Here is a 13,951-nt window from a genome sequence, read left to right as displayed (position 1 = left end):
CCGCGAGGCCGAGTTCACGCTCGGCGGTGGCCGCCGCGAGCCGGATGACGGCGGAGGGGTGGCCGCCCAGGCCGGTGTTGGCGTGGGAGGCCAGGCCGTCGATCACCACCAGGATACGGATGGCCGTCAGATCGGCGTCCTCGGTGCGGAATTCGCCGTTCTCGACGCCCGAGAGGATGACGGCGGTGAGGCGGCCGCGCCACTGGGTCTGCTGGGCGAGGACGCGGTCGCGCAGGACGGGCCGGTAGCGGCTGAGATGGCGGGCGTTGAGCCAGAGTCGGCTCATGTCGTCGTAGGCCGGGCCGGTGGTGCGGGCGAAGAAGCGGGCGAGGTGGTTCAGCGCGGATCCGTCCGGGGGATCGGCGGGCAGGAGTGTCTCCAGTTCGGCGCTCGCGGCGCTGCCGAAGGCTTCGGCGACGAGGTCCTCCACGGCTGGGAAGTAGTGGCTGATCAGGCCCGGCCTGACGTCGAGTTGCTCGGCGATCCTGCGCAGGGTGATGCACTCAAGGCCCTCGGTGAGGGCGACGACGGCCGCGGCCCCGATGATCTCCGCCCGGCGGTCGTCGGGGGACTTCCGGATCCGTTTGCGCTGAACGCTTGACGTCATGTGCCGGATGCTATTGAGTGTGCGACCAATAAGCAAGCAGGTGGGCACGACACCCCCACGGAGGGCCCCCAATGGCGTCCACGCTCCCGGATCACCCCCACTCCGGCTCCCTCGCCGCAGGCTCGCCGGGCGCAGCGCCCTCGGCCGCCGGCGCCGCGCCGCTCCAGCACTCCCGACAGGAACGGGACGGCCGGGTCGAGGTCCACGGCATCGACCACATCCCCGAGAGCGAACGGCGTGGCCGCGCCCGTGAACTCTTCGCGGTCTGGGCGGCCGCCAGCGTCAACTACCTCAACCTGGTGGTCGGCGGTTCCCTCGTCCTGAGCGGGCTCAGCCTGTGGCAGGCCTTCGCGGTGGTCGTGGTCGGCAACCTGTTCTGGCTGGGCACCGGCCTGCTCGCGGTCTCCGGGCCGGCCGCGGGCGCGCCCAGCGAGGTGATCACGCGCGCGATGTACGGCGTCCGGGGCAACCGGGTGAACAACGCGGTCACCGGGTGGATGATCTCCGTCTGCTACTTCGCGCTGAACCTCTCGGCCGCGGCCGTCGCGGCGTTCTCCCTGGCCGAGCAGATCGGGATCACGCCCGACACCCCGATCAAGATCGCCATCGTGATCGCGATCGTGGTGCTCACGCTCACCATCAGCGTCTACGGGCACGCCGTGATCGTGCGACTCTACCTGCCGATCACCCTCGCCCTCGCGGCCTCATTCGCCGTCGTCGGGTACGCCATCGTGCGGCACGCCGACTTCGGCTGGGCCCAGCCGGAACCGCTCACCGGCGGCGGGCTGTGGGCGGCGGTGCTGGCGGGCATCACCCTGATCGCCTCCGGCCCGCTCTCGTACACCACCAGCGCCGACTTCTCCCGCTACCTGCCGGCGGCCACCCCGCCGCGCGCCGTCCTCGGCTGGACCGCCCTCGGCGGCTTCCTGCCCAGCCTCCTCGTCGGCGGCCTCGGAGTGCTCGCGGCCTCCGCCGTCGACATGACCGACCCGCAGGCCGCCCTCCAGCGCATCCTGCCCGGCTGGTTCAGCCCGGTCTTCCTCCTCTCCCTGGTCGTCGGCACCATCGCGGTCAACGCCCTCACCGCCTACAGCGCCGGCCTCGCCCTGCAGGCCGTCGGCATCCGCATTCGCCGCACGCTCAGCGTGCTGGTGGACGGCACGGTCGCGGTGGCGCTGACGCTCTACGCCCTGCTGGTCTCCAACTTCCTCGACACCGTCAGCAATGTTCTCCAGCTGACCGTCGTCCTGCTCGGCCCCAGTACCGCCATCTACGCCACCGACATCCTGCTCCGCCGCAACCGCTACGACGGTCGCGCCCTGGCGGACGAAACGCCCGGCAGCCCCTTCTGGTACCGCGCCGGCACCAACCCCGCAGGCGCCCTCGCCCTGGCCGCCGGAGTCACCGGCTCGGCCCTCTGCGTCGACACCCTCTACACCGGCCCGCTCGCAGCCCTGGCGGGCATGGACCTGGCCCTGCCGGCCGGGATGGCGGTCGCCGCAGTCGTCTACGCGCTCCTGGCGCGGAGCTCGGCGACCCGCCGCTCAGTGACCCGCCGCAGCGCCTGACCGCCCGGTGCCGGTCGCGCCGCGCGTCGGAGGTCGGTGGGGCCGACTTCCCCTGAGGGCAGGCCGCTGGGGGCACGCGGGATGGCCCGGGGGTTCCGGATCACATCAGGTCTGCCTGCCGGAGAACCTCGATGTCCGCCCGGTAGGGGTAGTGGTGGCCGTGTTCGAGGGACTTCTGCACCAGGTCGCCCTTCACCTTGTCCGCATGGAAGGTCGACCAGGTGCGGCACGTCTCGCACACCTCGCAGGTGAGGAACGGCCGGAGGAGGTGCAGACGGTGGTCGCGACCCACCAGGTACAGGCTGCCCGTCTCGACCGTGTTGCTCGGGTACCGCATGGTCGAGGTCGGCACCACCGGGTGGTCGCCCATGAGGCGCCGATAGCTGATCGAAGCCTCGCGCCGGAAGGCGTCCCAGGTCACTGAAGTCACGTGGATCAGCGGCAGGTCGGCGAGGAACCGGGCGCGCGTGACGAGCAGCGACAGGTCGCGCGAGGCGTTCTCCAGGGCCTCCGGGAGATCGACGGCGTCGAGCGCGCGCCCGTGCGCCCTGGCGTTCCGTCGCTCGGCGAGGCGGGAACGTGCCTGCTGCGCTTCCCCCTCGGGGGCGAGGTTCGCCAACTCATGGAGAGGGTGGTCGGGGTTCAGCCCGCGCCGCTTCTTCACCCCGCCGATCTCCTGCAGAACGGCCGTCCATTCTCCGAGCCCCGGGCCTCCCGCGGTACCGGCGAGCTTGCGTTGCAACGCCTCCAGGGAGGCCAGCTCGATGGAGGCGCCTCGGGCGAGGGCTCCGGCGACGAGGGCGGTGTAGGCCAGCAAGGCCTCCGCTGCCTCCAGGACGGCGTCGTAGGCCGGGGCCAGATCGCCGGCGCTCCTCCTGGCCTCGACCTCCCGCAGACGCAGGGCGACCGGGTAGGGGAACCGGGTGCGTACCAGGTAACCGGGATCGTCCAGTTCGCCGGCCGCCTCGGCGCGGAGGCGGGTGAGCTGGCCGGCCGCGATGATGGAGCGCCGGGCCTCGTCGAGACTCTGGCCGGTCTCGAAGACGGAGCCGGCCAGGGAGGTCGCCTCTGCGCTCCAGCGGCTCATGCGCCGTGCGGCGGACTCCAACTCGCCGAGAGCGGTGGAGAGTGCGTCATCGGCTTTCGGCAGCTTCAGGGCGAGCAGGTCCCGGCGCCCGATCCGATTCCGGCCGAAGTTTCCGCGGGCGAGACTGCCGACTGCGTCGGAGCGCAGGAAGGCGAGGATCAGGCGCGCGTGCTCGGACGACAGGGGGCCGGTGGGGCGAAGGACGTGGATGCTGCCCACTGCGGCTGCGGGCAGATCCGACTCCTCGACGCGGGCCGCCTTGGGGCGGCCCGTGACCACTTCGGACAGCAGGAGGTCGCCTGCCCGGAGATGGAAGCGCTCCGGCACGTCGTTCCGCCAGATGTCGGTCTCGGTATCCGGCTCCGCGATCGAGCCGTCTCGGCCGACGTGCCGGATCCACAACAGGCGCACGGCACCGGGCTCCTGGGCTGTGCACGCGCCAGGCATGGATGCCGAGGTGGCGAAGCCCCTGGTGACGTCGAAGGCGTGGCCAACCAGGGTGTCGTCGCTCGGGGGATTCTTCCGATCGCCACTTGACGATTCGTCATGTCGGCCATCTCTGCTGGACAAGGAATCCCCCCTGAACGGATCCGTGATGGCGAGCATCGTAGCCCCGTACTTCGCCGGGCGTTGAATCAGCTGGTCGGGGCCGGGGGACACAGTTTTGAGTTGTCGAAGGAGCGTCGGTGCGAGCGGATCGCACCCTTGGATGAATGGGTGGTGGGTTGGGGTCAGCGGCAGAGGCGGCGGAAGGTGTAGCCGTGTTGGTGGAGGTTGGTCAGGATGGTGGGGAGGGCGGCGACGGTCTGGCTGCGGTCGCCTCCGCCGTCGTGGAGGAGGATGACGGAGCCAGGGCGGGTAGCGGTCAGGACGCGCTGTTCGATGGTGTGGGTGCCAGGGCGGGACCAGTCGGCGGGGTCGACGGTCCAGAGCTTGACGGTCTTGCCGAGGGCGGCCGCTCGGGCTCGGACGGTCCTGTTCACGAGACCGTAGGGCGGGCGGAGACAGGTCGGGGTGGTGCCGGTCTGGGCGCGGATGGCACGGTCGGTCTTGAGGATCTGGGCGTTGAAGTCGGCGAGGGAGAGCGTGCGCAGGTCAGGGTGGGCCCAGCTGTGGTTCTGGACGCTTTCACCCTGACGGGCGGCCTGGCCGGTCACGCCGGGGTTCGCGACGACGTTCTGGCCGACCTCGAAGAAGGTCGCGGGCACGCCGTACCTGGCCAGGACGGCGAGGATCTGGACGGTGTACTGCGGGCTCGGTCCGTCGTCGAAGGTGAGGTAGACGACCTTGGGGTCGGTGGCGGGGGAGGGGGCGGCCGAGGCCAGGGTCGCGAGGCCGAGCCCGGCGGCGAGGAGGGCGGCCACGGCACCGGCCGCAGGCCGGAACGGGCGGGCGCTGTGGACACGGCGGACGCGGCGGGAGCTGCGAGGCATGGTGGGCTCCGGGGTTGTCCTACCGGGAGCGATCGTGGACAGCCGTCGCCCCGGGCGCCGATGGCGTCGGGTGAACGGCTGCGCGCCCCAGGTGAGTTCCTCTTCCTCACCATCCTGTGCCCGGCCGCTCGGGGCCGCACGTCGGCATTCTCGGTTAGGGTGCGGACCGGCTGCGCCTGGCCATCGCAGGGCCGGCGCGAGGGGAGGGCGTCATGGGCGACGGTACGCGCGGGGCCGAGGGCAATGGGGGCGAAGGCATCGAGTGGCTGGCGGACACGGGAGGAGCGGTGGGCGGTGTGGTGTTCGCCCGGGGAATCCCGCCCGAGGAACTCGCCCGGCGGATGGGGGCCGATCCGGCGGCCGTGACCGGGCCGATCAGCGGAACGGAGATCTGGAACCTGGACATCGAGGTCTACCGCCCCGGAGGCGACGGCGACGGCGTGATCCGGGTCGGGGAGGCGGCCGATTGGTCCTTCGCGATCGAGTACGGCGACTCGACCGGTGGTGAGCTGCTCACCGAGATAGCGCGCGACGGCGTGGAGGTGGTCCACTTCCGGCCGATGCCCGAGCGGCAGCAGGCCCTGCTGGACTACGCCCGGGACGGCGCCGTGCTGTGCGGCTTCGGCCTCGGCGAGGAGCGCTGGCGCTGGGGGCAGGACCCCGACCTGCTGGTGCCGGAACTGGTCGCCGCGGCCGTCCTGGCGGCCGACGGCGTCACCCCCGCGGGCCCCGGGGGCGAGCCGTGCGCGGCCGCCCGCCGACGGACCCTCGGCGCTGTCGGGCGGCGGTTCGGGCTGGAGCTGCCCCGGGCGGTGCTGGGCGAGCTGCGGCTCCCGGCCTACGTGGTGCGCGGCATGCCGGACATGGAACTGCGGTGAGCTGAGGCGAAGTGTGGTGACGGTCATGGCTGGGCTCCTTCCCGGGCCTCATCGGCGAGGCCCCGATGACCGTCATCCTTTCCTGATCCCGACGCCCCGTACCTGTGCCGATCGGGAGGTTGCGGGGAGGAATTCCCCGACAAAGGGTGCCGATCGGCAGTGGGCATCAGCCGGCAGCGACGGTTACGGTCACCGTGAAGCTCCGCTGATTGGGCGGGCAGACCACGGCCTCGCCGCAGCTGGTGCGGTGTGCGGTGAGGCGGGCGGTGCCGGGCGCCGCGGCCCGGAAGGTGGCGGTGACCAGGCCGCAGCCTCCGCCCGGGCGGCAGGAGGGCGCGGGTGAGCTCGTGCCCCCGGCGGCGACCAGGGTCTGCGGGTCGTCGCCGACCGGCGGGGACCAGTAGGTGCTGTGCAGCTCCACGCGCAGCACGGTGCCGGGTGTGACGCTCACGGTCGTGCCATCGGCGTGTTCGTCCAGGACCAGGGCGGACGGGCCCGCCGTGCCGGACGAGGCGGTGGGCTGCGGCGCGGAAGAGAGCGCGGATGAGACCGCGGGAGAGGAGACGGAGGACGAGACGGAGAACGAAGCGGGAGCGGAACAGGACACCGCCGCCGCGCACAGCAGCGCGACGGCCGTACCAAGTGATCGAGTGGACAACAGCCCTCCTCAGCCCGAGGGCGAAGGCCGGAATCCGGAAGCCGGAATCCGAAGCCTACGGCCCAAGGGTCGGAACGAAACGGAACGCCACCGCCGGGGCGGACCGTAACGGCCCGCCCCGGCGGCGTCAGGGGTGATCGTGACGATGGGTCAGGAGACCGTGACGTCGTCGTAGTAGGTGTACGTCGGGTCCCCGGGGTAGTTGTCGTCCACGTTGGTCAGGGTCAGCGTGTAGCTGTGCCCCGGCGTCACGGCGCCGGAGGCGGACTGCCAGCCGAGGCCGTTGGTGCAGGTCTTGGCGAGCACCGTGGAGGTGGTGTTGGCGGTGTTGTCCTTCAGCGTGGCGGTCGCCCAGTCATAGGTCACGGTGTCCGGGCAGGTCACGTCGTACCAGAAGGAGACCTTGCTGCTGCCGGTCGGCGCGGTGAAGGTCTGGCTAGCGGAGGAGGTGGTGCTGGGGTTGGTGGAGCCGAGCATGGCGCCGTAGCTACCGGTGTGCTTGGCCGTGGTGGTGGCGCTGGCGTTGCCGACGGTGGTCCAGCCGCTGGTGGTGCCGGTCTCGAAGCCGCCGTTGGTGATGCCGCCGCTGCCGCCCGTGCCGCTCACCGTCCAGCCGAAGGTGGTGGAGCCGGAGGCCCCGGTGCCGTCCGTCGCCGTCACCGTGACGCTGGAGCTGCCGGCGGCGGTCGGGGTGCCGCTGATCAGACCGGAGGTGGAGATGGACAGACCGGCGGGCAGGCCGCTCGCGGAGTAGCTCAGGGTCTGGCCGGAGGCGCTGTCGGTGGCCGACATCTGCAGGCTGACGGCCGTACCGGTGGTGCCGCTCTGGGCGCCGGGGTTGGTGACGGTCACGGTGTTGCCCGTCGTGCCGCCGACGATCGGGTGCGACATCTCGCAGCCGCCCGCGCCGCCGTTGAAGTCGTTGGCCCAGGTCGACTGCATGGCGAAGCTGCCGGTGGTGAAGCTGACGTTCGCGGAAGCGCCCTGGCCGCTGCTGATCCAGGCGCACTTGTCGCCGTTCTCGGCACCGGAGCTGTCGGTCCAGCCGCCGGCCGGGTTCTGGTCGGTGATGGTCTCCGCGTACTCGTGGCCCTCGACGATGGTCACGCCGTCGAGGGTGCCGGCCGAGCCCGCGTTGACGTAGCCCTGGCCGCAGCTGGAGCCCGCGTCGGTGACGTACGGAAGGTTGGTGAAGGCGAGTTGGCCGTACGGGGAGGAGACCGCACCGCCGGTGAGCGTGGAGTCGCCGGTGTAGTCATGCCAGGCGCAGAAGTTGCCGCTGGCGGTGTTGAAGCCGTCCGGGGTGGTGCCGCTGGGTGACACGACGACGTACTGGTTGTTGCGGTTGGCCGCGGCGGTGGTGTTGCCGAAGTGGCCGGACGCCTTGACCGCCTCGGCGCCGATCTGGTTGCCGTTGGCGGAGGCCGGGGCCGCGGCGGAGGTGTCCACCCAGACGCCCGCGAGCGCGCCACCGGTCGGGTAGCCGACGTGGGCGGCATTGCTCGGGCAGCTCTGGGAGCCCGAGGCGATGCCCTCGCAGTACTGGGTCATGACACCGGACCAGAGCTCGTTGCCGGTGCCGATGCCCTTGAACAACTGTTGCAGGCGCGGCGCCATGCCCTGGGAGTCGCCGCTGAGCGTGGTGTTGCCGTTGGCGTCGGTGCCGGAGCTGCCCCACTGGGAGCCCCAGAACACCAGGTAGACGTGCTCCGGACCGGTGGTCACACCGATGTTCGGACTGCCGGCGCCGCCACCGTAGTTGAGATCGGCGGTGGAGGTGGCGGCGTGCGAGGACTCGTGCCCTCGCTGGGGGACGGCGCCGTGCCGGTAGGGGTGGTCGGCGTGCACCGTGGGGGCGGCGGCGCCGTCGGGCTGCGCCTGGGCGGGCGCCGCGCTGAAGCCGGCCGCGGCGAGAGCGAGCGCGGCGATGCCGGTGAACGCCGCTCGTCTGGCCTTGCGGGGAGTGGGGGTTCGGCCCATGTGAGGGTTTGCCTCTCTCATGCCGGCCACCCGGGCACCGGTCGGTGGCGGGTGGTCGTGATGGACAGGGAAGGGCCTGAGGCGGTCGGGATGCCTGGGAGACCCGCCGCACGCGGATCAGCGGGGGGAAAGGGCCCGCCTCGGCCGCAGAGAAGCAAAGCAGTCGGCGAAATGGAGGGTCAACGGGCCTGACGGTAAAGGGAATTGCGGTGAATGCCGCGCAATGGAAAAGCCCCCACGCCCGGGGGTTGATCGGCGGTGTCGTTCAATTCGGCTGAACTGTATGGGGGCTGTCATGAACAGTATGAAAGCCACCGCCACCAAACATATTTGACGGTATGAGGGCGGTAAGAATCAAGAATGCGAAGATCCGGCGATGAGGGAAAGGGGGATGGTTCGGGTGCGTAGGGGCACGGATTGCACGTGGGGCGGCCGGGCGAGGGAGGGCCGGATTCCCCCGCTAGTCAGCGCGTCGGGACGGCCGCCAGGCGGCCAGGCGTTCGGCGAGGAGGGCGCCCGGGTCCGGCGTGGTGTCGCGTAGTGCGACCATGGCGGCGGTGATCACGTCGCACAGTTCGCTCTGCAGGTCGGCCATGGTGTGGCTGACGCCCTTGCGCGGGTTGGCGCCCAGTACGCCGAGGAGAGCCTCGGCGACCTCGCCGGCCTCCTCCTGGATCTTCACCACCTGGAGCGGCAGCAGCGGCTGTCCGATGTGGGCCCGGTGGGCGTCGAGGTGGCGGTGGATGTCGTCGATCACCGCCCAGTCGGGAGTCCGCCCGGCGGCCAGCCGGGTCTCCAGCTGGCGCAGGTAGTCCTTGAGGGCCGGCGGCATCTTCATCCGCTGCGCCTCGGCGAAGGGTACGAGGCGCAGCTCCTGGCCCTCGCCGAGGACCAGTGCGGCCGGGTCGACGTCCATCCGGGCGTGGAAGTAGTGCCGCCGGGCGCCCTGCTCGGCCTCGGTGAGCACCGGGTGGAAGGGCCGCAGGTCGGGTGCCTCCAGACCGGTCTCCTCACGCAGTTCGCGGACGGCCGTCCGGTAGGGAGTTTCGCCGGGCTCGCGGTGGCCGCCGGGGACCACCCAGTGGGCGGGCCAGCAGATGTCCGGCTTGTCGTCGCGCAGTTGCAGCAGGATCTCCCCGCGGCTGGTGGTGATGAACACGTCCACGCTGACGAAGTCGGTGTCGTCCTCGGTGCCGGCCCTGTGCGGGCCGCCGGTGCTCACCTCGTGCGAGCCGCCAGTGCCTGCGCCGTGCGGGCCGCCGGTGCCTGCCTCGTGCGAGTCGCCCGTCTCCATGCCGTTCGAGGTTTCCACTCCGCTCACGTCGTCCTCCGTCGCGTCAAGGCCTCGGCCCCGGTTCCGGTTCGGGCGGCCGGCGGTAAGGCTGCCACCCCGTAGCCGGGTTGAACCCTCACCCGGGTGGCCGGTGGCAGCCCGTCCGGCGCACGCCCCCCGTCCGGGGCTTCCGGCGGGCGTCGCCGCGCCGGGACCCCTAGGGTCTGTGGTGCACCGACGGTGCCGGGCGCCGGGCGTACGCGCCCTGCCGCGCGCCGGGGTGCCCGGCCCTGCCTGAGGGCCGCCCGGCCAGTCCCAGGGGCGCCCGGCCAAACCGAGAGGTGGACCGCTCCATGCACACCGTCGTCCGCGGCACCGGCGCGCTCGGCCTGGCCGTCCTGCTGCTCGCTCCCGTCTCCGGCTGTCGGAGCGGCAGTCCCTCCGCCGCCGAGCCCGCGCCGACTTCGTCGGTGACCGGCGCGGTTGCCGGTGCCAGTGGCCTCGCCGCCCAGCAACTGGCCTGGCACTCCTGCCCGGCCCCGAGTGCCGCCCAGGGCGGCGGCACGGCGCCCGCCGGCGACTGGCAGTGCGCCACCCTCAAGGTGCCGTTGGACCACGACAAGCCGGACGGCCCGACCATCGACCTCGCCCTGATCCGCAGCCGGGCCAAGGACGAACAGAACCGCCTCGGCTCGCTGATCTTCAACTTCGGTGGCCCCGGAGCCTCCGGCGTCGCCACCCTGCCCGCCCTGGCCTCGACCTACGCCTCCCTCAACACCCGCTACGACCTGGTGAGCTTCGACCCGCGCGGGGTCGGCGCCAGCGCCGGGGTGAAGTGCCTGGACGACCACGGGATGGACGTCAACGCGGCCGTCGACAACACGCCCGCCACCCCGGCCGAGGTCAAGGCCCTGGACGAGAGCAACGCGCAGTTCACCGCCGCCTGCGAGCACAACTCCGGCGCCGTGCTGCCGTACGTCGACACCGAGAGCGCCGCGCGGGACCTCGACCTGATGCGTCAGGTGCTCGGCGACGACAAGCTCTCCTACTTCGGCATCAGCTACGGCACCCAGCTGGGCGGCGTCTACGCGCACCTGTTCCCGAAGGAGGTGGGCCGGGTCGTCCTGGACTCCGTGGTCGATCCGACGAAGGACCCGGAGCAGCTCGCGCTCGGCCAGGCCCAGGGCTTCCAACTCGCGTTCGAGGACTTCATGAAGGCCTGCGCCGCCCAGCTGGGGGCCTCCTGCCCGACCGGAGCCGGCGGCGCCGAGGGCACCGCGAAGGTCGCCGGGCTGTTGCAGGACCTGGAGCATTCCCCGCTGCCCACCGCCGGTGGGCGGCAGCTGACCGAGAGCCTGGCCGTCACGGGCATCGCCGGCGCGCTGTACAGCCAGGAGACCTGGCCCGCGCTGGCCGTCGGGCTCACCGAGGCGACGCAGCGGGGCGCCGGCGACACGCTGCTCAAACTGGCCGACGCGCTGCTCGGGCGGGACTCGCAGGGGCACTACAACAACCTGAACGCGGCCAACCGGGCGATCAGTTGCGTGGACGCGCGGCAGCGCTACTCGGACCAGGACGTGGAGCAGAAACTGTCGCAGTTCCGGGCCGCCTCCCCGGTGTTCGGGGCCTTCACGGCCTGGGGCCTGACCGGCTGCACCGGCTGGCCGGTGGCGGGAAAGACCGACCACCCGGAAGTCTCCGCCGAGGGCGCGGCCCCGATCCTGGTGGTCGGCACCACCGGCGACCCGGCGACCCCGGTGGAGGGCGCCCGCGCGATGGCGGAGCAACTGGGCCCGGGCGTCGGCATCACCGTCACCCTGAACGGCGAGGGCCACGGCGGGTACAACAGCGGCAATCCGTGCCTCAAGCGGACCGTGGACGCCTACCTGCTGGACGGCACGGTGCCGTCGAACGGGACGACCTGTAGCTGAGCGCCGGGTCGTGACCGTCCGGCCTCGAATTGGCCCAATGCAGTAGGCGTCGATTGGTCCTGTGAGGCGGTCCACTTGCCTCCTATGATCTTCGATGTGACCACGAACGCCACCAAAGTCGACTTCTACTTCGATCCCGTCTGCCCCTTCGCCTGGATCACCTCCCGGTGGATCCTGGAGGTCGAGCGGCAGCGCGAACTCGACCTCACCTTCCGGGTGATGAGCCTGTCCGTCCTCAACGAGGGCCGCACCGACCTGCCCGAGCGCTACCAGCGCCTGATGACCACCGGCTGGGGCCCGGTCCGGGTCTGCATCGCCGCCGCCGAGCGGTTCGGCGAGCACGTCCTGCGCGATCTGTACACCGAGCTCGGCACCCGTCTGCACGACCAGGACCGGCCCGCCGACGACACCGTCATCCGCGAAGCCCTGGTCGCGGCGGGCCTGCCCGAGGAACTGGCCGAGGCGGCCGGCAGCACCGAGTACGACGTCGCGTTGCGCAAGAGCCACCACGAGGGCATGGACCCGGTCGGCGAGGAGGTCGGCACCCCGACGATCCACGTGGACGGGGTCGCCTTCTTCGGCCCGGTGCTGAGCGCGATCCCACGCGGGGAGGACGCCCTGCGGGTGTTCGAGGGCGTGCGGCTGCTCGCCGGGTACCCGAAGTTCTTCGAGCTCAAGCGGACCCGGACCGGCTCGCTCGACTTCTCCTGACGGCTGACGGCTGACGGCTGACGAAGGACGACTGACGACCGGCTGCGTGCTCCGGACAGACGCGACAGACGCGACAGACGCGACAGGCGTGACAGGCGTGACAGGCGTGACAGGTGCGACCGGCCGGCACGCCGTGCTGCCGGAGCCGGATCAGGCCGGGTTCACCTTGAGGCTGGCCAATCCGGCTGCGGCCACCTTCGCCATCGACCGCAGCTCCCGCTCCAGCACCTGCCGCCCCGTCGGCGTCAGCCGTACGGGCCGCTGGCGCGGCTGCGCCCCGGCGTCGTCGGCGGGCTCGATCAGCTGCTTGGCCTCCAGCCGACTCAGCGCCCCGTAGAGGCTGCCGGGGCCGAGCCTGGTGCCGACCAGCCGCTCGATCGCGGTGTTGACCGCGTAGCCGTGCAGCGGTCCGTCGGCCAGTGCGCAGAGCACCAGGGTCTGGGCGTCGTACGCCTGCATGGGGCTCGCTCCCTTTGATTCATGCCGTGCCCGGATCACGATACTCCGTGGCGAGTAGTACGCGACGAGTACTACGCGGCGTGTACTATCTCGCCCATGGTGGACAAGGGGAGTCCGGCAACCCTCGGATGGGGTTGGCTGCCGGTGGCTTCGGCACTGGTCGTGGTCGGGTTGATGGCGGGCCGGATGCCTGTCGGGGTGATGGGCACGCTGGTCCGGGCCCTGCCGGCGGAGCGGCTGCTGGTGGAGCACCTGGCGCCGGGGGTGTCGTGGCTGCCGGACGTGCTGGACGTGCTGGACGTGCCGGACGTGCCGGACGTGCCGGAACGGAGCGGGCGGGGCGGTGGTAGGCGATGAGCAGGGTGCAGGTCCGGGCACTGTGGGCCGCGTTCGCACTGGCGGTGGGGTTCACCGCCTTCGCGTACGTGACCACTCAGGTGCGGCCGCTACGGGCGGCGAGCCCCTGGCAGGCCGACCCGTACGACGCGGTGGTGTCGTTCACGCTCTTCCTGGTGCCCGCGCTCGCCGGACTGACGGCCGTACGGGCGTGGCTGTGCCGGGGCGGTGCACCGCAACCGGGTTACCGGGTGGACCAGTTGCTGCGGGCGGCCCGGCTGGGCGTCGCACTGGTCGCGGTCACCGCCGCCACCGATGCGACGGCCGCGGCGCTGCGGGCGGAGCGCGCGCTGTGGGACGGCCGGACGGTCTGGCTGATCGCCGCACTGCTGCCGCTCGGCGCGGGAGTGGTGTGGTGCCTGGCCCTGCTGCGGCGGGCCGGCCACGAGCTCCCGCCCGAGGAACGGCGGCGGCCGGGCGGCGACTGGCTGGACGACCTCGTCCTGCTCGCCGCGCCGCTGGCCGACCTCAGGGCCCTCACCCGACTGCTGCGCCGCCACCTGGTGGCCGCCGCAGCCGCGCTGAGCCTGCTGGCCGGGGCGCTGGTGGTCAGCGGGCAGGCAGCCGGCGAGGGCTGGCCCGGCGGGCTGCTCGCGCTGGTCGAGCTCACCGTGTTCGGCAGCGGCTTCTTCGCCTTCTGCCTGCTCTGCGACGCCCTGCTGCGGATCGCCGCGCCGCCGCGCCCGCCCGGCGCCGCCCGGGCCGCCGCCTTCGTGGCCGCCCTCGCCGTACCGGTGAGCGGCGGCCTGCGGGAGGCGGTGTGGTCGCTGGCCGGGCTGCCGGGGGAGGTGGACACCCCGGCCAGGCTGCTGGCGCTGATGGCCGGGTGCGCGCTGCTCACGGGCGCGGCGACCCTGGGCGCGGTGCGGATGCGGCGGGCGCTGCGGGCGCCGTGAGGCGGTCCCGTCGAGCACCCGGCCCGCTCGCCCTCCCGTCCCGGCCCGGACGGGCCGACCATGGAGGGGAAGGC

Annotated in this window: 13 protein-coding genes; 6 read left to right on the top strand and 7 right to left on the bottom strand. The window is 72.2% G+C overall.

Annotation, left to right across the window (positions count from 1 at the left end):
- A partial coding sequence (locus J0670_RS12705) for a TetR/AcrR family transcriptional regulator (protein ID WP_207811620.1) occupies nt 1-607 on the bottom strand: 607 nt, incomplete at its 3' end.
- Nucleotides 608-678: 71 nt separating this feature from the next.
- Between J0670_RS12705 and J0670_RS12700 the strand changes: the two genes are divergently transcribed.
- Nucleotides 679-2,175: a cytosine permease gene (locus tag J0670_RS12700; protein ID WP_207811619.1), complete on the top strand. Its 1,497-nt coding sequence runs from the start codon at nt 679-681 to the stop codon at nt 2,173-2,175.
- 100 nt (nt 2,176-2,275) lie between these two features.
- Here J0670_RS12700 and J0670_RS12695 read toward each other — a convergent pair whose 3' ends face one another.
- On the bottom strand, nt 2,276-3,868 hold the full coding sequence (locus tag J0670_RS12695) for a restriction endonuclease (protein WP_207811618.1): 1,593 nt from the start codon (nt 3,866-3,868) through the stop codon (nt 2,276-2,278).
- Nucleotides 3,869-3,993: 125 nt separating this feature from the next.
- Nucleotides 3,994-4,695: a polysaccharide deacetylase family protein gene (locus tag J0670_RS12690; RefSeq protein WP_207811617.1), complete on the bottom strand. Its 702-nt coding sequence runs from the start codon at nt 4,693-4,695 to the stop codon at nt 3,994-3,996.
- A gap of 212 nt (nt 4,696-4,907) precedes the next feature.
- Between J0670_RS12690 and J0670_RS12685 the strand changes: the two genes are divergently transcribed.
- The gene (locus J0670_RS12685) at nt 4,908-5,573 is read left to right on the top strand and encodes a DUF6461 domain-containing protein (RefSeq protein ID WP_243436938.1); all 666 of its coding nucleotides are present in this window, start codon (nt 4,908-4,910) and stop codon (nt 5,571-5,573) included.
- 166 nt (nt 5,574-5,739) lie between these two features.
- On the opposite strand, the gene J0670_RS12680 is transcribed toward J0670_RS12685, so the two are convergent.
- The 3 genes from J0670_RS12680 to J0670_RS39155 form a co-directional block, all read right to left on the bottom strand.
- Complete coding sequence (locus tag J0670_RS12680; protein WP_207811616.1) at nt 5,740-6,231, bottom strand: hypothetical protein; 492 nt, start codon at nt 6,229-6,231, stop codon at nt 5,740-5,742.
- A gap of 150 nt (nt 6,232-6,381) precedes the next feature.
- Nucleotides 6,382-8,211: a putative Ig domain-containing protein gene (locus J0670_RS12675; RefSeq protein WP_243436937.1), complete on the bottom strand. Its 1,830-nt coding sequence runs from the start codon at nt 8,209-8,211 to the stop codon at nt 6,382-6,384.
- 460 nt (nt 8,212-8,671) lie between these two features.
- On the bottom strand, nt 8,672-9,532 hold the full coding sequence (locus tag J0670_RS39155) for an NUDIX domain-containing protein (protein WP_307806498.1): 861 nt from the start codon (nt 9,530-9,532) through the stop codon (nt 8,672-8,674).
- Nucleotides 9,533-9,837: 305 nt separating this feature from the next.
- Here J0670_RS39155 and J0670_RS12660 point away from each other — a divergent pair, with 305 nt between their 5' ends.
- A complete protein-coding gene (locus J0670_RS12660) occupies nt 9,838-11,415 on the top strand; it encodes an alpha/beta hydrolase (RefSeq protein WP_207811614.1) in 1,578 nt (525 codons plus the stop codon).
- A gap of 84 nt (nt 11,416-11,499) precedes the next feature.
- On the top strand, nt 11,500-12,126 hold the full coding sequence (locus tag J0670_RS12655) for a disulfide bond formation protein DsbA (RefSeq protein WP_207811613.1): 627 nt from the start codon (nt 11,500-11,502) through the stop codon (nt 12,124-12,126).
- A 150-nt stretch (nt 12,127-12,276) separates the two neighbouring features.
- Here the strand turns inward: J0670_RS12655 and J0670_RS12650 are convergent, their stop codons facing one another.
- Complete coding sequence (locus J0670_RS12650) at nt 12,277-12,585, bottom strand: PadR family transcriptional regulator (protein WP_207811612.1); 309 nt, start codon at nt 12,583-12,585, stop codon at nt 12,277-12,279.
- 144 nt (nt 12,586-12,729) lie between these two features.
- Between J0670_RS12650 and J0670_RS12645 the strand changes: the two genes are divergently transcribed.
- Both J0670_RS12645 and J0670_RS12640 read left to right on the top strand, forming a co-directional pair.
- The gene (locus J0670_RS12645) at nt 12,730-12,942 is read left to right on the top strand and encodes a hypothetical protein (protein ID WP_207811611.1); all 213 of its coding nucleotides are present in this window, start codon (nt 12,730-12,732) and stop codon (nt 12,940-12,942) included.
- Complete coding sequence (locus J0670_RS12640) at nt 12,939-13,877, top strand: hypothetical protein (RefSeq protein ID WP_207811610.1); 939 nt, start codon at nt 12,939-12,941, stop codon at nt 13,875-13,877. Before J0670_RS12645 ends, J0670_RS12640 begins: the two co-directional genes overlap by 4 nt.
- Nucleotides 13,878-13,951 lie beyond the last annotated feature (74 nt).

Source organism: Streptomyces sp. FH025 (assembly GCF_017427025.1).
Taxonomy (GTDB): Bacteria; Actinomycetota; Actinomycetes; order Streptomycetales; family Streptomycetaceae; genus Kitasatospora.
The sequence above is the reverse complement of the archived record's forward strand: the minus strand, read 5'-3'. Positions and strand labels throughout refer to the sequence as shown.

Excerpts from the sequence above, each read along its gene's own strand:
- J0670_RS12685 (WP_243436938.1), top strand. The coding sequence starts at position 4,908 with ATGGGCGACGGTACGCGCGGGGCCGAGGGCAATGGGGGCGAAGGCATC.
- J0670_RS12700 (WP_207811619.1), top strand. The coding sequence starts at position 679 with ATGGCGTCCACGCTCCCGGATCACCCCCACTCCGGCTCCCTCGCCGCA.
- J0670_RS12650 (WP_207811612.1), bottom strand. The coding sequence starts at position 12,585 with ATGCAGGCGTACGACGCCCAGACCCTGGTGCTCTGCGCACTGGCCGAC.
- J0670_RS12690 (WP_207811617.1), bottom strand. The coding sequence starts at position 4,695 with ATGCCTCGCAGCTCCCGCCGCGTCCGCCGTGTCCACAGCGCCCGCCCG.
- J0670_RS12695 (WP_207811618.1), bottom strand. The coding sequence starts at position 3,868 with ATGCTCGCCATCACGGATCCGTTCAGGGGGGATTCCTTGTCCAGCAGA.
- J0670_RS12675 (WP_243436937.1), bottom strand. The coding sequence starts at position 8,211 with ATGGGCCGAACCCCCACTCCCCGCAAGGCCAGACGAGCGGCGTTCACC.
- J0670_RS12640 (WP_207811610.1), top strand. The coding sequence starts at position 12,939 with ATGAGCAGGGTGCAGGTCCGGGCACTGTGGGCCGCGTTCGCACTGGCG.
- J0670_RS12655 (WP_207811613.1), top strand. The coding sequence starts at position 11,500 with ATGATCTTCGATGTGACCACGAACGCCACCAAAGTCGACTTCTACTTC.
- J0670_RS12660 (WP_207811614.1), top strand. The coding sequence starts at position 9,838 with ATGCACACCGTCGTCCGCGGCACCGGCGCGCTCGGCCTGGCCGTCCTG.